Annotated in this window: 17 protein-coding genes; 12 read left to right on the forward strand and 5 right to left on the reverse strand. The window is 45.9% G+C overall.

The window, feature by feature from the left end:
• Positions 1-196: 196 nt before the first annotated feature.
• The 3 genes from AC0VYI_RS10850 to AC0VYI_RS10860 form a co-directional block, all read right to left on the reverse strand.
• Positions 197-1,588: an aldehyde dehydrogenase family protein gene (locus tag AC0VYI_RS10850; protein WP_475449258.1), complete on the reverse strand. Its 1,392-nt coding sequence runs from the start codon at positions 1,586-1,588 to the stop codon at positions 197-199.
• Positions 1,589-1,703: 115 nt separating this feature from the next.
• Positions 1,704-2,624: a helix-turn-helix domain-containing protein gene (locus AC0VYI_RS10855; protein ID WP_475432139.1), complete on the reverse strand. Its 921-nt coding sequence runs from the start codon at positions 2,622-2,624 to the stop codon at positions 1,704-1,706.
• Between the two features lie 247 nt (positions 2,625-2,871).
• Positions 2,872-3,354 carry an Lrp/AsnC family transcriptional regulator gene (locus tag AC0VYI_RS10860; RefSeq protein ID WP_067017185.1) on the reverse strand — a complete coding sequence of 161 codons (483 nt, stop codon included), beginning with the start codon at positions 3,352-3,354 and terminating at the stop codon, positions 2,872-2,874.
• A gap of 161 nt (positions 3,355-3,515) precedes the next feature.
• Between AC0VYI_RS10860 and AC0VYI_RS10865 the strand changes: the two genes are divergently transcribed.
• Entirely contained in the window at positions 3,516-5,621 is a 2,106-nt protein-coding gene (locus AC0VYI_RS10865) for an alpha-ketoacid dehydrogenase subunit alpha/beta (RefSeq protein ID WP_475449260.1), read from the forward strand.
• 9 nt (positions 5,622-5,630) lie between these two features.
• Positions 5,631-6,920 carry a dihydrolipoamide acetyltransferase family protein gene (locus AC0VYI_RS10870; RefSeq protein ID WP_475449262.1) on the forward strand — a complete coding sequence of 430 codons (1,290 nt, stop codon included), beginning with the start codon at positions 5,631-5,633 and terminating at the stop codon, positions 6,918-6,920.
• Between the two features lie 59 nt (positions 6,921-6,979).
• Here AC0VYI_RS10870 and paaX read toward each other — a convergent pair whose 3' ends face one another.
• Positions 6,980-7,906, reverse strand: a complete 927-nt coding sequence (gene paaX, locus AC0VYI_RS10875; RefSeq protein ID WP_475449264.1) for a phenylacetic acid degradation operon negative regulatory protein PaaX — start codon at positions 7,904-7,906, stop codon at positions 6,980-6,982.
• A gap of 71 nt (positions 7,907-7,977) precedes the next feature.
• Positions 7,978-8,565, reverse strand: coding sequence for a phenylacetic acid degradation protein PaaY (locus AC0VYI_RS10880; protein WP_475449266.1), 588 nt, complete (start codon positions 8,563-8,565; stop codon positions 7,978-7,980).
• 360 nt (positions 8,566-8,925) lie between these two features.
• On the opposite strand from AC0VYI_RS10880, the gene paaF reads away from it, so the two are divergent.
• The 10 genes from paaF (at position 8,926) to paaD (ending at position 17,988) form a co-directional block, all read left to right on the forward strand.
• A complete protein-coding gene (paaF, locus tag AC0VYI_RS10885) occupies positions 8,926-9,711 on the forward strand; it encodes a 2,3-dehydroadipyl-CoA hydratase PaaF (protein ID WP_233407788.1) in 786 nt (261 codons plus the stop codon).
• 68 nt (positions 9,712-9,779) lie between these two features.
• A complete protein-coding gene (gene paaG, locus AC0VYI_RS10890) occupies positions 9,780-10,571 on the forward strand; it encodes a 2-(1,2-epoxy-1,2-dihydrophenyl)acetyl-CoA isomerase PaaG (protein WP_475432145.1) in 792 nt (263 codons plus the stop codon).
• Positions 10,571-12,106: a 3-hydroxyacyl-CoA dehydrogenase PaaH gene (gene paaH, locus AC0VYI_RS10895; protein WP_475449268.1), complete on the forward strand. Its 1,536-nt coding sequence runs from the start codon at positions 10,571-10,573 to the stop codon at positions 12,104-12,106. The genes paaG and paaH overlap by 1 nt, the downstream gene beginning before the upstream one ends.
• Complete coding sequence (gene paaI, locus AC0VYI_RS10900; RefSeq protein WP_475432147.1) at positions 12,093-12,557, forward strand: hydroxyphenylacetyl-CoA thioesterase PaaI; 465 nt, start codon at positions 12,093-12,095, stop codon at positions 12,555-12,557. Before paaH ends, paaI begins: the two co-directional genes overlap by 14 nt.
• Entirely contained in the window at positions 12,550-13,764 is a 1,215-nt protein-coding gene (pcaF, locus tag AC0VYI_RS10905) for a 3-oxoadipyl-CoA thiolase (RefSeq protein WP_475449270.1), read from the forward strand. Before paaI ends, pcaF begins: the two co-directional genes overlap by 8 nt.
• Before the next feature lie 150 nt (positions 13,765-13,914).
• Entirely contained in the window at positions 13,915-15,234 is a 1,320-nt protein-coding gene (gene paaK, locus AC0VYI_RS10910; protein ID WP_475449272.1) for a phenylacetate--CoA ligase PaaK, read from the forward strand.
• A gap of 171 nt (positions 15,235-15,405) precedes the next feature.
• On the forward strand, positions 15,406-16,398 hold the full coding sequence (paaA, locus tag AC0VYI_RS10915; protein WP_067017220.1) for a 1,2-phenylacetyl-CoA epoxidase subunit PaaA: 993 nt from the start codon (positions 15,406-15,408) through the stop codon (positions 16,396-16,398).
• Between the two features lie 19 nt (positions 16,399-16,417).
• On the forward strand, positions 16,418-16,699 hold the full coding sequence (gene paaB / locus AC0VYI_RS10920) for a 1,2-phenylacetyl-CoA epoxidase subunit PaaB (protein ID WP_067017223.1): 282 nt from the start codon (positions 16,418-16,420) through the stop codon (positions 16,697-16,699).
• A gap of 7 nt (positions 16,700-16,706) precedes the next feature.
• A complete protein-coding gene (gene paaC / locus AC0VYI_RS10925) occupies positions 16,707-17,468 on the forward strand; it encodes a 1,2-phenylacetyl-CoA epoxidase subunit PaaC (RefSeq protein WP_475449274.1) in 762 nt (253 codons plus the stop codon).
• The gene (paaD, locus tag AC0VYI_RS10930) at positions 17,455-17,988 is read left to right on the forward strand and encodes a 1,2-phenylacetyl-CoA epoxidase subunit PaaD (RefSeq protein ID WP_475449276.1); all 534 of its coding nucleotides are present in this window, start codon (positions 17,455-17,457) and stop codon (positions 17,986-17,988) included. The genes paaC and paaD overlap by 14 nt, the downstream gene beginning before the upstream one ends.
• Positions 17,989-18,021: the final 33 nt, after the last annotated feature.

Consider the following 18,021-nt stretch of genomic DNA (forward strand, 5'->3'; position numbering starts at 1 on the left):
TACTCAAGCTGAATGAGATATTTTATTATTAATTATCTTTCATGTTTAACTCTCGATTATTATTATTTTAAAAAAGACCTTTTATAGAGTACTGCAGTCTGGTGTGTATGCAAAGGTCTTAGCACATAACTTTAAAAAGTATGATCCATAGGGCTGATCGTTCAGTCATACCCTATGGATGGCAAGGCAACCGAAATCAGCTAAAGATAACTTGGATATCGGTGTATTCCATTAAGCCTTCTTCTGAGAACTCGACGCCGAAGCCAGAGGATTTCACGCCACCAAAAGGTGCATTGGGTTGAATAGCGCCGTGTTTATTAATCCAAACAGAGCCACACTCCATTCGAGCAGCGACTTTCTTTGCCATATCAATATCAGATGACCAGACGGAACCGCCAAGGCCATTAGGGCTATCATTAGCAGAACGAATGGCATCATCAATATTTGAGTATTTTATAATGGGTAAGGCAGGCCCAAACTGTTCTTCATCCACTAGAGAGTCGCCATTTTGTAAGTCGGCAATGATAGTGGGTGGAAAGAAAAGGCCTTCACCTGGATCGCCCCCTAATAACACTTTCCCACGTTCTTTGGCTTCAGAAACTAATTGAGACACTTTATCAAATTGCGCTTTGTTTTGGATTGGCCCTAATATGCTGGCTTCATCCATGCCGTCACCGACGGGTATATTTTTAGCAAATGCAACAAGTGACTCGCATACCGCATCATAAACAGACTCATGAACATACAATCGTTTCATTGCCGCACAAGTTTGACCATTATTAATAAAAGCACCCCAAAATAACCCTTCTGCAATGGCGCTAGGGTCAACATCTGGTAAGACGATGCCGGCGTCATTGCCCCCTAATTCTAGGGTCAGTCTCTTCATGGTGGTTGCTGCAGACTGCATGACTTTCTGACCTGTTGCACAAGAACCAGTAAAAACAATTTTTCTAATATCTGGATGGGCAGACATGGCAGCACCTAGGTTAAATGTTTTGTCGTCACCTGTGACAACATTCACAACACCTGTAGGTAAGGCTTCTTGCATGATTTCTATGAGACGAATGGTGGATAGTGGTGTACTTGGGGAAGGCTTAATAACCACCGTGTTACCGGTTCTTAAGGCGGGCATTATGTGCCAAATGGCGATCATCACCGGAAAATTCCAAGGGGTAATCGAGCCAACAACACCCAGAGGTTTTCTGTATAGCTCAACTTTGCCGTCTTGGTTGTCTTGTAAGGTTTTAGCAGGAAGAGAAAGGTTCGATGTATAGTCTGCCCAAGCGACGGCACCTCCTATCTCCCAACGAGAGCCTAGACCATTCAAAGGTTTTCCTTGCTCCAGTGTGACCAGTTTAGCCAGCTCTTCGGAGTGATCTTGTATCGCTTGCGTGACAGCAAGACAGTTTTTTTGAAGCTCCTCATCTGATAATGACGACCATGAAAGAAAAGCGGACTTGGCTGATTCTACGGCGGCGTTTAGTTCATCATTGGCCATGTTCGGTGCATGACCGATAAGCTCACCTGTAGAAGGATTAAACACTTCAAAAGGCGTATTTTTGGTTACATTATAAGCGGAACTATTCATTGTTTTTATTCTCTCTAGTGACTCGGTGCATTAAAAATTGCGACTAACTAAGATCATAAAAACTCTTCTTGATAGGGGGCTTGGATTTATCCGCCAACCGTATTGGACGATTACGTCATTGTTCCATCAAGCTAGGTGGCATGTTGTATTTTTTGCGAAACTCGCGATAAAAGTAGGATAAATCATTGAATCCAGAACGTAATGCTATATCCGTAATGCTTTCATTCAGTAAACCGTCTTTTCGTAAACAAAGCTGCTTGTAGGCATATTCCAGTCGTGAACTGATAATTCTATGTTTGGGGGTTTCACCTAACACTTGAAAATGTCGTTGTAATGTTCGTTCGGAAATATTCAGATGAGACGCGATTTCCCGTGGAGAAAAGTTTGAATTTAAGTAATGGCGGTTAATGAGCGCTAAGGCTTTTGACAGTAACTGTTCACTTGGCTCTGCATGATCAACCCGATGATTAGTATGAAGGTAGGCGCTGATTAAGCTAATAAACGCTTCGCCCAAATGCTGTTGATCCATACATTCATAGTCAACCATTTTCTTGAGAACAGAGTATATGGCAAGCCAAAGAGGATCATCCCGCGAGATGTTTACGCCACAATCGACATTACCAAAGCGATGTATGGCTTCTTCACGGGGGATATGAAACGATATTTGACGGGATTGGCCATAATCGTATCGAAAAAGAGACGGTTTGACGGAATCGACAAGAAACATATCGCCAGGACGTAACCCCACAGAATTATTCCCTTGCTGAACTTGGCTGTATCCTGAATCTTGTATTAATAGGAAAAAGTATTCCCCAGGGTCTTGGCGTATGGATGCTTTATCCCGTTCTATATGCACAGAGTCAACATCAACAATCGCGGCTTCAAATGCGCCAAAGTGCCTTGTTGTTATGCCACCATTAATAACACTCGAGCTGGATTGAGGCTCTATGTTAAATAATCCGCAGACTTGATGGAGCTCAGAAGCAAACACCTCAACGGGCAAGTGATTATGATGAGATTGAAGAAGTGGTTTCATCTAGACCTCATTGGAATTTCTTTATGAGACCTTTGCACGGCGGCTTTGTCCGCGATTTCACACAAAGGTCTTCTTCATTATTGTTATTTGATAGACCTTACCGGGTCATTATTGAACCTGCTCATGGCTCGACGAAAGCTCAATGATGAGAAATCCAACAATATAGGGCTCCATTGCTGTCAACAGTACAACATCCAAGGTGCTATCGCCAAGCGCTTTTAGCAATCAAAATGGCAGTGGTGGGTCGTCAAGTCGGTTCACTGATGGGAAATAAGCTTAAAGGAAACTCTCTGGTGATTTTGGGCTGTTTCATTGAAAACATGGTGTTGACGGAGCGCACCCCTTTGGCTTGGAGCAGCTTTTTACTTAACAGCTCGTCATAACTGTCTAAGTTTTTGGTGATGATTTTTAACAGGAAATCGCAATCACCACTGACGGAATGGCATTCTTGTATTTCTGGGCATTCCCGCACAATTGTCAAAAAGGGGGCCAAGGTTTCTGGGTGATGGTTGTCCATTGACACCTGAGCAAAAGCGATCACATGCAAGTTCACTTTTTTGGCGTTTAACTCAGCGGTATAGTTGGTTATATAGCCTTCATCTTCCAAACGTTTTAAGCGTCGCCAGCATGGCGCGGTCGAGAGACCAATCTTCTCGGCTAGCTCCTTGTTACTTAAGCGTCCGTCTTTTTGTAAAGCGGCTAATATACTGATATCAAACTTATCAAGCATAAGAATGTTTCCATTTATTGTTATTTGGAGAAACGATATTGCTTAGTTTGGCAAAAACTCAGCAATTAAGAAAGATAATTTCGCTAAAGTATCGATAACATTAACTACATCATACCAATAACAATAAAGCTGAAAAGCTGCCAACAAAATGGTGTACGACTATGAATCAAGTATTGAGAGAAGCTACCCGCACAAAGCGTCCCCCTAAAAGTGAGCCTGCTGTCGATTGGAGGCATATCAGCCGATTGATGTTGCAATCGCGGGCCCTTGATGAGATTGAAGAGAAAGAATTGGTGCCTGAAAAGCTGGTGTTTAATCAGTTTTCTGCCCGTGGTCACGATTTTGCCCAGATTTTGTTAGGCTCTCTGCTAACCCATCCGCACGATGGGGCAACCGGCTATTATCGGTCTAGACCTTTTGTAATGAGCCTTGGCATTCATTTAGATGATGTTGTTGCTTCCCCAATGGCCAAAGCCGGAGGTTACAGTGATGGAAGAGACATTGGCGTGGTATGTAATTTTCCCAATGCCAATAGAAATGGCGCCATGCTGTTTCCTATGTGTGGTGGCGTCGGGGCGCAATACACGCCGATCTCTGGTTGGGCACAGTCCATTCTTTATCGTAAAAATCAATTAAAAGATTTTAGTTATACGGGGGCTATTGGCGTTTCCATGGGGGGGGATGCCTCCATGTCAACCAGCGGTTTTTGGTCGGCATTGAATATTGCAACCACCAATCATTTGCCGCATTTGTTTTATATTGAAGACAATGGTTACGGTATCTCTGTCCCTCAAGGGGTGCAAACCCCAGGTGGCGATCAAGTTGCTAATCTACGTTCCTATAAAAACCTGAAAATTATCGATGGTGATGGCACAGACCCGCAACGGACGCCATTGCTGATAAAAGAAGCCGTGGATTATGTCCGTTCCGGTAAAGGTACCTGTTTATTAAGGCTGAAAGTGCCTCGTCTATGCGGGCATACTTTCCAGGACACACAAACCTATAAAACCGCCGATTTTATTGCTGAAGAGCAAGCACGAGATCCGCTCCCTAAACTCAAACGCTATCTACTAAAAAACGACCTGATGAGTTTGGAGGAATGGGAAGAGCTGGAAGCACAGTCTAATCGAGAGATTCGCGAGTCTGTTGAGCGGGCGAAACAGCGTATGCAGCCGGATCCAGAGCAGTTGACACGCTTTGTTTACGCGGAAAAAGATCAGGTGCAACTGAGAGGTGGGTTGGCAGCGGATGGTCATCGCTTTCCTGATCATAGTGAAGAACCAAAACCAGAGGGTTCCCGTCTTAATATGATCACAGCCATTCGAAAAACACTGGATTATGAGCTATCTACTAACCCTAAAGTGATTGTCTTTGGTGAGGATGTTGGGCCAAAAGGAGGGGTGCACGGTGCAACCCTAGGACTGAATGAAAAGTTTGGCGACGCCAGAGTGTTTGACACTAGCTTATCTGAAGAAGGGATTATTGGGCGTTCTGTGGGGATGGCGCTGAATGGGTTGATGCCAGTGCCGGAAATACAGTTCCGTAAATACGCGGAACCGGCCGCAGAGCAACTGTCCGATACGGGAATTATGCGCTGGCGTACCCATAACCAGTTTGCTGCGCCCATGGTTGTTCGAATCCCTGGAGGGTTTGCACGTCGAGGTGACCCATGGCACTCCATGAGTGACGAAGTGGAATGGGCGCATAAAGTGGGTTGGCAACTTGCCATGCCTTCTAATGCCGAAGACGCGGTGGGTTTGTTGCGCTATGCCCTAAGAGACAACAATCCAACCATTTTCTTTGAGCATCGATCTTTGCTGGATAATAGCTGGTCCCGTAGACCATATCCTGGAGATGACTATGTGATTCCGTTTGGCAAAGCGAGGACAATTCTAGTCGGAACTGCTCTAACGGTTGTCTGTTGGGGGGCGATGGTAGAGCGCTGTGAAAAGGCGGCAAAGCGTTTGGATATGGCAATTGAGGTGATTGATCTTAGAACCATTCAGCCTTGGGATAAGGAGGCAGTGTTTCAATCTGTGGAAAAAACGGGGCGTTGTCTAATTGTTCATGAAGATAATAAAACCGCTGGTTTTGGGGCTGAAATCGCCGCCACGATTGCGGATGAGCTGTTTTTTTCTTTGGATGCACCCATTAAACGCTTGACCATGCCCGATATCCCCAGCCCTCATAATAGTGGCTTGTTAGATCGAGCGCTTCCCAATGAAGACACCATTGCTCACGCAATGAAAAGCCAAATTGAAGTGTGAGGGGATGTTATGAATCAATCAATCGAGATTACATTGCCGAATAACACGCTGGAAGGCACGATCGCCACCTTGTCTACATGGTTAGTGAAAGAAGGGGAACATGTGACAAAAGGAGCGCCCATCCTTGAGCTTGAAACCGACAAAGTGGCAATGGAGGTGTGTGCTGAGCAGGATGGGGTGATAGACAAAATGCTTGTCTCTCCTGGTGAAGAGGTGGGTGAAAAAACCATATTTGGCTATTTAGAAAGTGGTCTGACGCAAGATCAAAAACAGAAAAGCAGCGAATCCATAGGTAGCGAGTTGGAAACCAGCGAGCAATATTCTGCTGAGTCTGAGCGTTCGAACAGAGATCACTCACAGGATGCCGCAGCGCCTAAATTAGGATGGCGTGTAAGAGGAAAAGAAAATCGGCGTCATCTTATTGGTCCAGCGGTTAGAAAGTTACTGAGAAAGCATAATCTCAATATAGAGCAAATTGCTGGTACAGGAATGGGGGGGCGGGTGACTCGAAATGACATTCTGGCTTTTATCAACGAAAAACCTGCTATGGGGTCCGATGATTCAGATTCACCCATCTCGTCAGGTAACAATAGCGAAGCAAAGAGCCAAATGATTCCCCATACGCCCATGCGTAAAGCCATTGCCAATCATATGGTGGACAGCCTGCTGCGTACTTCGCCCCATGTCACCAGTGTGTTTGAAATGGATATGGGGGCCGTGATCGAGCACAGAAAACTGTGCAAAATGGGCTTTGATGAAGCGGGTGTGAAGTTGACCTTTACCGCGTATTTTGTGGTGGCAGCGGCCCAGGCCATCCAAAAAGTCCCAGTCATCAACTCACGATTTCATGAGGAAAGCTTAGAAGTATTGGAAGACATTAACATCGGAGTGGGGACCGCGTTGGGAGACGATGGGCTTGTTGTGCCTGTTATTAAGCAGGTACAGATGAAGAAACTGTTTGAAGTGGCTACCTTGCTGCAACAGCAAACGGAGCGAGCCAGACAGGGTAAGTTGACCCCAGCGGACATGAAAGGAGGAACCTTTACCATATCCAATCACGGGGTCAGTGGTAGCCTGTTGGCGACCCCCATCATTATTAACCAGCCCCAGGTGGCGATTTTGGGCATTGGTAAGCTGGAAAAAAGGGTGGTTGTTGAAGAGATCGATGGGCAGGACACCATGGTCATTCGTCCCAAATGTTACGTTTCCCTTAGCATTGATCATAGGGCATTAGATGCCTATCAGGCGAACGCATTCCTGAGTCATTTTGTTGAAACGATTGAACAGTGGGGAAAGTAGCAAGGCAATGAATATCATACAGGGCGTTATTATCTGATGCCCTGTATGATCAGGGCGTGTTAGCTATTAAGCCCACCAAAACGCTCATAGAATAAAGCGTTGGCTTCTGGCAATGGCCCGTGAACGGACTCTAGATTGTGCTCAATCCATTTTTCCGTTGCTGGCGTGAGTTTGCGATAAATGTTTCGGCACAGCTGACGTGCGGCTCTGCCTTCCCAGTCTATTGGGAGAAGTTCTCTTGGTAAATGCGGGTCTCTTAGCAAGAGTTTACGGTAGTCATGAATCAATAGGGTTCGCGTTAAAAAACAAGACTGCGGGTCAAGTGTATCCAGCTCGGAAAGCTCTTGCCAAACTGGTAAAAATAATTCGATAAACTCTTGGTAATGTTGGCTGAGAGCGTCCAGATTCCAGCAGTCTCTAACCAATTCTTGTATCGGTTTATTGCTAAACTGAGTATTTGATGAGGCCTCAAAGACAATGACTTTCTCTTCTAGATTAAGGGAGAGCAAAATCGCTTTGAGGGTTTGTTTATCGCAACATGGGCTGGCAATCAGTTGAGTGGAAAACGTGGCAAAGCCTTGCCATTGAAGCTCATCCACTAGTTGCTTTTTTTCATCAGGATTGAGATGGCTGCCAATAATGAGTAGCCATGAACCGTTCCAAGTTTGTATGTTCGGGCTATAAATGCGCTGAAAAGCTTGCTCGAATTTTCTGTGTCCTTGCGTCGTTAAGCGGTAATAGCTTTTACGGCCGACTTTTTCACTCTCTAGCCAACCGTCCTGCGTCAGTCGAAAAATTGAGGTTCTCATTAAGCGTTCGCTAATGCCTATCGGTTCCAGGGCATTGATTAGGCTACCTAACCAAACGGTACTGCCGTGGGGCTCGATGGTATCACCATACAGAGAAATAATTAAAGAGGAGGCTCTAATAGGTTTTTGGTTTTGAAAACGCTTCAGTAGAGTGTTAAGTGTTTTTAGTTCATTCATTGAGACAGGCTATGAGTATCGTTTGATTGAAGGCACCATTCTCTGAAATGGTGCCTTAAGAGTAAAGCTAATTATTTTTTTGGCTTATGATGGCCCGTTTTCAAGCTGGGTCTATCGGCTTCAGGTTCGGTTAAGGGATGACACTCAACCATAGATTCCAAACAGCGAGTGGTCAGGTCGATGTACTCTTGCGTTCCGGTTTGTTTCCATTTTAACTCTTCATCGCTGACTTGTCGGACGAGTCTTGCTGGACTGCCCATTAGCAGTGAGCGAGCGTCACAAGAAAAACGACTTTTAACAAAGGCCGCTGCGGCGACAATAGATTCTGGTCCAATGTTCGCTTCGTCCATCACTACGGCGTTCATACCGATTAAGCTGTCTTCACCGATAACACAACCATGCAATATAGCGCCATGGCCAATATGCCCATGTTTGCCGATGATGGTATGACTGCCAGCAAACCCATGAACAACACAGTTATCTTGTAAGTTAGATTCTTCCTCCATGGTAATACGGCCAAAGTCTCCTCTTAGGCAGGCGCCTGGGCCAACATAACAGCCTTGTTTAATAATAACATCACCAATTAAAACAGCAGTAGGATGAACATAAGCGGTTGGGTGAACCACGGGCGTAACGCCATCAATTTTGTAACAGGCCATCGTTTTTCTCTCTTTTTGTATTTGGTATTGGCTATCTGTTTAATACTTCAACTATTTGGAATTTTATACAAATATTGTGTCTTAATCTAATCTAAATTTTGGTTTTTTTACTGATGGATCAGTTAATAAAAATCAATTTCATCTTTTTTTAATCTTTAAATTATTGTTTTTTAATGCTTTATTGGAATTTTTTCGAATGTCTTTTAAGTGATACAAAAAAAATTAAAAAAAACATTGAACCGTGTCTCTTTTTGGTTCATCTTATAATGGCTGATCATGACTTAGATCAATGTATCGCGTCTTTAAGGCTGACAAATAAAAAAATAAACCGTGCGTTAAACAAATAGTGAGTTAGGTCAAATGTCCAATAGTCTATATAGCATGCTAGATGTTCATTCACCGGCCAATGGTGTACAGCAAATTCAGTTACATCGTCCTGAAGCGCTAAATGCATTGACAACCGCCATGCTGGGTGAGTTGGCGCTGGCATTAGATGAAGCTGAAGCGAATGAGTCAGTGAAAGTTGTCGTACTAACTGGTTCTGCCCGTGTGTTTGCGGCAGGGGCAGATGTAAAAGAAATGGCCGAGCGAGATATGGTGGGGATTCTAAAGGACCCTCGTCAACAAAGCTGGCAAAGTATCAGTCGTTTTCCTAAGCCCCTTATTGCAGCCATTAATGGTTACTGTTTAGGGGGGGGCTGCGAACTCGCAATGCACGCCGATATTCTTATCGCCGGAACCGATGCCAAATTTGGTCAGCCAGAGATTAATCTAGGCATCATGCCCGGAGCTGGTGGTACCCAGCGCCTTGTACGTGCTGTCGGTAAATCCCTTGCCATGCAAATGGTGCTGACAGGCCAGCCGATTAACGCGCTTCAAGCAAAAGAGGCGGGTCTTATTAGTGAAATTACCCAACCAGAATTAACCCTTACCCGAGCGATGGAAGTCGCCTCCCAGATTGCTAAAAAAAGTCCATTGGCATTACGTCTTGCGAAAGAGTCCATACTAAAAGGCATGGAGACAGACCTCAGTACGGGTCTACGTTTCGAAAGGCATGCTTTTACGGTATTGGCTGGTACCAAAGACCGTGAAGAGGGCATTGCTGCTTTCTTAGAAAAACGTCCTGCCAAATTTACGGGTCAATAATTTAGAAGAGGCCTTTGCACCACGCCGTGTTCAAAGTGTCCAACTATAATAATAGGAGCGTTATCTTAATGAGCTTCCAACATATCTTATATTCAGTGGACTCGGGTGTGGCATTGCTTAGCCTGAATCGTCCTAAATCACTTAATAGTTTTAATGAGGCCATGCACTTAGAGGTGCGTGAGGCGTTTAAACAAATTAAGAGTGATAAACAAGTTCGTGCCTTGGTTTTGACTGGGGAAGGTCGTGGGTTTTGTGCCGGACAGGATTTGTCTGATCGCAATGTGGATCCCACTGCTGATGCACCCGACTTAGGTCTCTCAATCGAGAAATTTTACAACCCTCTGATTAAAGCCATTCAAGCCTTGCCTATGCCTGTTATCTGCGCTGTGAACGGTGTCGCGGCGGGGGCCGGTGCTAATCTTCCTCTAGCCTGTGATCTGATTATTGCGGCGCGTTCAGCCAAGTTTATCCAAGCGTTTTGCAAAATTGGGCTGATTCCAGACTCGGGAGGCACTTGGTTTTTACCTCGCTTAGTGGGGATGGCAAAGGCAAAAGAAATGGCGTTATTGGGTGAACCTGTCAGCGCCGACGCCGCGTTGGAAATGGGATTAGTCAACCGCGTTGTGGATGATGAATTACTTCGACAAGAAGCCTTAACCCTGGCTCAACATTTGGCGACGCAACCTACAAAAGGGTTGGCTTATATTAAGCGGGCGTTAAATCAGACATTTGACCATGGCCTAGAAGAGCAATTGCTTTTAGAGCGTGATTTGCAGCGCTTAGCGGGACAAACCCAAGATTATCGTGAAGGGGTGGCTGCTTTTATGGCGAAACGTACTCCTGAGTTTAAAGGAGAGTAATGATGGCAGCTTTAGACAAATCAATGATGATTGGTGTGATTGGGGCTGGTGCCATGGGCGCTGGGATTGCCCAAGTAGCGGCTCAATCAGGCCATATTGTGAAGCTTTATGATAATCGTGCTGATGCTGCAAAAGAAGCCATCGCTTCCATTGAAAAGCAACTGAAGCGCTTAGTCGAGCGTAAAAAATTCACCCTAGAGCAAGTTCAGCAAACAGTCGCCAACCTACAGGTGGCAAATGAATTAGCGGATTTTGAACATGCCGGCCTAGTGATTGAGGCGATTGTTGAAAATAGGGACGTGAAGCAAGCGGTCTTTGCGGAACTAGAGTCTATTTGTTCTGCACAATGTATTTTAGCGACAAACACCTCGTCTATTTCCATTACCCGTTTAGCAGCAGGTATGAAACATCCAGAGCGTATGGTGGGTATGCACTTCTTTAACCCCGCCCCGATTATGAAGCTGGTGGAAGTGGTCTCAGGTTTGGTTACCTCGAAAGAGATCGCGACAACGGTATTTGATACAGCGGCTGCTTGGGGGAAAGTCCCTGTGTATGCGGCATCGACACCGGGGTTCATTGTTAATCGAGTGGCACGTCCATTTTATGCAGAAAGTCTGCGACTAAAGCAAGAACAGGTAGCCGATTGTGCGACGTTAGATGCCTTAATGCGCGAGGCAGGAGGCTTTCGAATGGGGGCCTTTGAACTGACGGATTTAATTGGTCAAGATGTTAACTATGCTGTGACCTGTTCGGTTTTTGATGCTTATTATGGTGACTTTCGTTTTCAACCTTCCTTGATTCAAAAAGATCTGGTCGATGCCGGTTATCTTGGTCGTAAAAGTGGCGAAGGCTTTTACTCTTATAAAGAAGGTGCGGTAAAACCTGAGCCGCATTGTGTTCCTCCTTCCCATCATCCTGCGCCTTCATGCGTGGCAATGGGGAACCTTGATGCTCTGTCTGCATTAGTTATGCGTCTCAGTGGTGCAGGCATTACCATCGAACAAGACCCTTCATCAGCGCTTAATGCTTTAAAAATCGGCGATGCGACAGTGGTATTGACCGATGGACGCATGGCAAGCGAGCGAGCTAATAGCGAGTCACTAGAGAATTTGGTGCTGGTGGATCTGGCTTTGGATTATCAAAAGACAGCACATCTTGCTTTATCTCGCGCTCACAATACGCCAGATGATGTTTTTCAACAGGTGGTGGATACGTTCTTTGCCGCAGGGATTAAGGTTTCCGAGATAACGGATTCTCCTGCTTTGGTGGTGATGCGCACCGTTGTCATGTTGGCGAATGAAGCAGCGGATGCTGTATTAAATGGTGTGTCCAGTGTGGATGGGGTCGATAACGCGATGTGTTACGGTGTGAATTATCCGGTAGGGCCGCTGGTATGGGCTGATCGGATTGGTATTGACCGTGTCCAGCAGGTGCTTAATGCCTTGCAATCTTCTTACGGGGAAGATCGTTACCGTACCTCTCTACTGTTGAAACGATTGTCAGATCAAGGGAGAAGGTTTTATGAAAACAAATAACGATACTCAAACCGATGCACTTGGGCTAGCAAAAGAGTGCGCTCAGGAACTTTATCGCCGTGATGTGGCAACACAACATCTGAACATTGAGTTGCTGGATTCTGCCCCTGGTGAGTCTTTGGTCAAAATGACCGTGCAAGACTTTATGCTGCAAGGGCATAAAACCTGTCATGGTGGCTATATGTTTACCTTGGCGGATTCGGCCTTTGCGTTTGCTTGTAATACCTATAACCAACCGACCGTCGCCCTTGGTTGTTCCATTGATTACGTCGCTCCCGCTTTTCAAGGGGATGTGCTGACAGCAAGATGTCATGAGAAAAGTCGTGGTGGCCGTACCGGAAATTACGATGTCGAGATTCATAACCAACAAGATCAATTGATCGCTCTATTTCACGGTAAATCTTACCGCCTTAAAGGTGAAATACTTTCACAGGAGAACGTAAATGACTGATGCGCTTATTATTGATGCTATTCGTACGCCAATCGGACGTTACGGTGGTGCGCTTTCTAAAGTCAGGGCAGACGATTTGGGAGCCATTCCTATTAGAACACTCATGGAACGAAACCCGACAGTGGATTGGTCAAAAGTTGATGATGTCTTGTATGGCTGTGCGAATCAAGCTGGTGAAGACAATCGCAATGTGGCGCGCATGTCTTCCTTGTTGGCGGGGCTGCCACATAATGTGCCAGGCTCGACGATAAACCGTTTGTGTGGTTCTGGTATGGATGCGGTTGGCGCGGCGGCCAGAGCCATTCGTGCTGGCGAAGCGGGATTGATGATTGCCGGGGGGGTGGAGTCCATGTCGCGTGCTCCGTTTGTTGTAGGAAAAGCGGATCAAGCTTTTTCTCGTCAAGCAGAAATGTATGACACGACCATTGGCTGGCGCTTTGTGAACAAGCTGATGAAGGAGCAATATGGCGTCCACTCTATGCCTGAAACCGCTGAAAACGTGGCGGAAGATTTTCGTATTTCCCGGGCTGATCAAGATTTGTTTGCGGTGCGTAGTCAGCAAAAAACCGCAATTGCTCAAGAGAATGGGCGTTTATCGCAAGAGATTGTCCCCGTTGTTATTCCACAACGTAAAGGCGACCCAATCGTAGTAAGTCAGGATGAGCATCCTCGCGCAGACACCAGCTTAGAAGTATTGTCGAAGCTTGGTACGCCTTTTCGAAAAGATGGCAACGGATCCGTTACCGCAGGAAATGCGTCGGGTGTGAATGATGGGGCTTGTGCTTTGTTGTTGGCAAGTGAAGCGGCCGCTAAGGCCTACGGCTTAAAAGCCCGTGGACGAGTATTAGGTATGGCGGCGGCGGGGGTTGAACCGCGCATTATGGGAATCGGTCCCGCTCCGGCGTCTAAAAAGGTGCTCGAACAAGTCGGTCTTACCTTAGCAGATATGGATGTTATTGAATTAAACGAAGCCTTTGCATCGCAAAGCTTGGCGGTATTGCGTGAACTGGGTTTAGCCGATGACGATGCTCGAGTTAATCCAAACGGCGGTGCCATTGCATTAGGTCATCCACTGGGAATGAGCGGTGCGCGACTGATTACAACGGCGTTGAATGAGTTGGAAGTTAAACAGAAGCGTTATGCCTTGTGCACTATGTGTATTGGTGTAGGACAGGGGATAGCAATGGTGATTGAGCGCTTAAATTAAGGCTCTGTTCGTGACGTCGTGGCGTTGTGGGCCACGCCGTAGTCGTAAAAAATTAATGAATCTAGACGTCAAAATCATGAGGTTGTATTACCAAGAGTGAACAACCGTGAAGACTGAATTCTAAAAATAATAAATAGAGAGAGTGTAACAATGGATATTCGTAGCCGGTTTAATCCAGATCAACTTGACCCAATGGAAGTTGCTAGTATTGATGAGTTGCGAGCTCATCAATTAGAGCGTTTGCAGTGGTCGGTGAATCATGCCTATAACAATGTTCCTATGTATAAACAGCGTTTTGATCAGTTGGGGTTGCACCCAGACGATATTAAAACCTTGGACGATCTAGCCAAACTTCCTTTCACTACCAAATCAGATCTACGTGATAACTATCCGTTCGGGATGTTTGCCACACCGGTGAATCAACTGGTTCGTCTTCACGCCTCAAGTGGTACAACGGGTAAACCAACGGTCGTTGGATACACCCAAAATGATATCGATAATTGGGCCAATATTGTGGCTCGCTCGATTCGTGCTGCGGGCGGACGCAAAGGGGATATTTTGCACAATGCTTATGGTTACGGTCTGTTTACTGGAGGCTTAGGGGCACATTATGGTGCCGAGCGTCTTGGTTGCACGGTAATCCCTATGTCTGGTGGGCAAACCGAAAAGCAAGTGCGTCTGATTCAAGATTTTCAGCCTGACATTATTATGGTGACACCATCTTATATGTTGAATTTGCTGGATGAAATGGAAAAACAAGGTATTGATCCCCTCGACCTTAAGTTGCGTCTAGGCATTTTTGGTGCTGAGCCGTGGACGCATGAGTTACGCCGTTCAGTTGAAGAGCGAGCCGGTATCCGTGCCATGGATATTTATGGCTTGTCGGAAATTATGGGACCAGGGGTGGCGATGGAATGCGCAGAAAGTCAGGATGGACCAACGGTATGGGAGGATCATTTCTATCCTGAAATTGTCGATCCAAATACGGGTGAAGTATTGCCAGATGGTGAGATGGGTGAATTGGTGTTTACCAGCCTCAGTAAAGAAGCTCTGCCAATGATTCGTTACCGTACACGGGATTTAACTCGCTTATTACCGGGCACCGCTCGTCGCATGCGCCGCATTGACAAAATTACTGGCAGAAGCGATGACATGATGATTATTCGTGGGGTGAACGTTTTTCCAACGCAAATCGAAGAAGAAGTGATTAAAGTAAATCATTTTTCAGAGAGCTATGAAATACATTTGTATCGCAAAGGGAATATGGATGGTATGGAGGTGCATGTTGAACTGCGTCCTGAATGTGCGGATTTTGATGAGCAAAAAATCAACGAAGCAATCAATCAGTTGCGCCACCATGTGAAGTCGTCTGTGGGCATCAGTATCAATGTTAAGCTCAGAGAAATAGGCAGTATTGCTCGTTCAGAGGGTAAGGCCAAACATGTTTATGATGAGCGAGCGTCCGCTTAACGATCTTGTTTCTTGTGTGATAATAGAGTGTTGCCTCTTTTGAGGAAGGAAGAGGCTTTATTATCGATTATTATGATACATTAATTTAAAAAAATATTGTTTTATTGTGTCGTTAATGTATTCTTATAAGAAAGCAATAGAGTTCATTGCTACGACTTTGCGGAGGTTTGTATGTATGCACAACAAGTTGAAACAGGAGTAAAGGCGGTAAAATCCTTGGCTGAAATGGGGCCAGAAGAAAGGGCCTTTCAGGAAAAAATTGATGCCGAGATTAAAATCGAGGCGAAAAACTGGATGCCAGATAACTATCGTAAGACCTTGATTCGTCAAATTTCGCAACATGCTCACTCAGAAATTGTGGGAATGTTGCCAGAAGGTAACTGGGTCACACGTGCCCCAACCTTGAAACGTAAATTGCAACTGATGGCGAAAATTCAGGATGAAGCCGGGCACGGTTTGTATCTGTATAGCGCAATGGAAACCTTGGGCGCAGATCGTGATGAAGAGATCGAAAAGCTTCATTCCGGTCGTGCTAAATACTCCAGTATTTTTAACTATCCCACCTTAAATTGGGCGGATATGGGAGCTGTGGGTTGGCTAGTCGATGGTGCTGCTATCGTCAATCAGGTGGTGTTGCAGCGTACGTCCTATGGTCCTTATTCACGTGCCATGATTCGTATTTGTAAGGAAGAAAGTTTCCACCAGCGCCAAGGTTACGAAATTCTTTTGCATATGATGCGCCACGGCACGCAAGCGCAAAAAGACATGGTGCAGGACGCAATCAATCGCTTGTGGTGGCCATCGCTAATGATGTTTGGTCCAAGTGATGCGGAGTCGCCAAACTCAGCCCAATCCATGGCATGGAAAATCAAGCGTCACACCAATGATGAACTGCGTCAACGCTTTATCGATCAGACGGTTCCTCAGTTAGAAATATTGGGTTGTACAGCGCCAGATCCAGACTTGAAGTGGAATGAAGAGCGAGGTCATTACGACTTTGGAGAAATCCAATGGGAAGAGTTCTACGAAGTACTGAAAGGTAATGGGCCTTGTAATCGCGAACGCTTGGAAACACGTCGAAATGCCATCCAAGACGGAGCGTGGGTACGTGAAGCGGCGGTCGCTCATGCCAACAAAAAACAAAAACAACAGGCTGCAGCCTAACGAATTTGAGGTATTTACCATGTCTGAATGGACACTTTTTGAAGTCTTTATCCGCAGTAAGCACGGTCTTAATCACAAGCATGTGGGCAGTGTGCATGCCACTGATGCTGAAATGGCCATTGAAAATGCACGAGATTTGTACACACGTCGCAATGAAGGTGTGAGTATTTGGGTTGTGCCATCCGCCGCCATTACGGCAACGGCGAGCGATGAGAAAGAGCCTTTGTTTGATCCAGCAGAAGACAAAGTCTACCGTCATGCCAGTTTTTATGAATTGCCCGATGAAGTCGGACATATGTGAGGTGGTTATGACACAGTACGATGAATTAACCGAGTTTTTGCTGCGCCTCGGCGACAGCGCCTTGATCCAAGCCCAGCGCTTGTGTGAATGGACAGGCCGCGCCCCAGCTCTTGAAGAAGAAATGGGGATGATGAACGTTGGGCTCGATTTGGTAGGCCAAGCGCGCAATTGGTATGAATATGCGGCTGAGCGCATCAACGATGGCACCGATGCCGATGTATTAGCGTTTCGTCGTGATGAGCGTGCGTTCCGCAACTTGTTATTAGTTGAACAGCCTAATGGTGATTTTGCCGTCACCATGACAAAGCAGTTTTTTTATGATGCTTGGCAATTTCACCTACTGACAATACTGAAAGACGCAAAAGACGAGCGCATTTCAGCGATTGCCACAAAGTCATTAAAAGAAGTGATCTACCATTTGCGTCGTTCTTCTCAATGGGTTGAGCGTTTAGGAGACGGTACTGACGAAAGCCATCAACGTATGGAAAAAGCGATCGATACGGTTTGGCGCTTTACTTTTGAGTTGGTTGAGAAAAACGCTGCCGAGGTGGCTTTAGCTGAGTCGGGTGATATCCCATCCCTTGCCGAGCTGCCTGAGCAATGGTTAGCGACAGTCAATGAGGTCTTCGCTAAAGCGACGTTAACGGTTCCTGATGCACCAAGCACTTTCTATTTGAGTGCGCGAACTGGCATGCATACTGAGCATTTGGGCATCTTATTAGCAGAAATGCAATTCTTACAACGAGCATATCCCGATGCGAGCTGGTGAGTTAATTACCACCGACCAACAGGGTCGTTCTGGAGGCGAGGCCGATATCCAGCAAGCCTACAAGGTGCTGGAAGAGGTAATGGATCCAGAAGTGCCGGTGGTGAGTGTCATGGACCTTGGTATCGTGCGGGACGTCAGTTGGGTTGATGGGCACCTTAAGGTGGTTGTGACACCAACTTATTCAGGCTGTCCCGCGACGGAATATATCGAAACATCGATACGGGATGCGCTGCAAGAAGCGGGTTTTGCTCATCCGAAAGTATCCCAGCGCTTAGACCCTGCTTGGACAACGGATTGGATTACCGAGCAAGGTCGAAATCGCCTTAAAGTATACGGCATCGCTCCCCCAGTTGGGAGCTCAAATAAGCGCTCTTTGTTGTCGGGAATAACACAAGTTGAATGCCCACATTGTGGCAGCAAAGACACGGAGCAAATCAGTGAATTCGGCTCGACAGCCTGTAAAGCGTTATATCGCTGTAAGTCCTGTTTAGAACCGTTTGACTATTTTAAATGCATTTGAGCCATAGATAACAATAATTTGGCCGTGGAGACA

The organism is Marinomonas sp. 63XJN7_9_ISO-PGPR-S23-217 (assembly GCF_056173515.1).

Bases quoted from the DNA above. Each gene is read 5' to 3' on its own strand.
- AC0VYI_RS10850 (WP_475449258.1), bottom strand. From the start codon at position 1,588: ATGAATAGTTCCGCTTATAATGTAACCAAAAATACGCCTTTTGAAGTG.
- AC0VYI_RS10855 (WP_475432139.1), bottom strand. From the start codon at position 2,624: ATGAAACCACTTCTTCAATCTCATCATAATCACTTGCCCGTTGAGGTG.
- AC0VYI_RS10860 (WP_067017185.1), bottom strand. From the start codon at position 3,354: ATGCTTGATAAGTTTGATATCAGTATATTAGCCGCTTTACAAAAAGAC.
- AC0VYI_RS10865 (WP_475449260.1), top strand. From the start codon at position 3,516: ATGAATCAAGTATTGAGAGAAGCTACCCGCACAAAGCGTCCCCCTAAA.
- AC0VYI_RS10870 (WP_475449262.1), top strand. From the start codon at position 5,631: ATGAATCAATCAATCGAGATTACATTGCCGAATAACACGCTGGAAGGC.
- paaX (WP_475449264.1), bottom strand. From the start codon at position 7,906: ATGAATGAACTAAAAACACTTAACACTCTACTGAAGCGTTTTCAAAAC.
- AC0VYI_RS10880 (WP_475449266.1), bottom strand. From the start codon at position 8,565: ATGGCCTGTTACAAAATTGATGGCGTTACGCCCGTGGTTCACCCAACC.
- paaF (WP_233407788.1), top strand. From the start codon at position 8,926: ATGTCCAATAGTCTATATAGCATGCTAGATGTTCATTCACCGGCCAAT.
- paaG (WP_475432145.1), top strand. From the start codon at position 9,780: ATGAGCTTCCAACATATCTTATATTCAGTGGACTCGGGTGTGGCATTG.
- paaH (WP_475449268.1), top strand. From the start codon at position 10,571: ATGATGGCAGCTTTAGACAAATCAATGATGATTGGTGTGATTGGGGCT.
- paaI (WP_475432147.1), top strand. From the start codon at position 12,093: ATGAAAACAAATAACGATACTCAAACCGATGCACTTGGGCTAGCAAAA.
- pcaF (WP_475449270.1), top strand. From the start codon at position 12,550: ATGACTGATGCGCTTATTATTGATGCTATTCGTACGCCAATCGGACGT.
- paaK (WP_475449272.1), top strand. From the start codon at position 13,915: ATGGATATTCGTAGCCGGTTTAATCCAGATCAACTTGACCCAATGGAA.
- paaA (WP_067017220.1), top strand. From the start codon at position 15,406: ATGTATGCACAACAAGTTGAAACAGGAGTAAAGGCGGTAAAATCCTTG.
- paaB (WP_067017223.1), top strand. From the start codon at position 16,418: ATGTCTGAATGGACACTTTTTGAAGTCTTTATCCGCAGTAAGCACGGT.
- paaC (WP_475449274.1), top strand. From the start codon at position 16,707: ATGACACAGTACGATGAATTAACCGAGTTTTTGCTGCGCCTCGGCGAC.
- paaD (WP_475449276.1), top strand. From the start codon at position 17,455: ATGCGAGCTGGTGAGTTAATTACCACCGACCAACAGGGTCGTTCTGGA.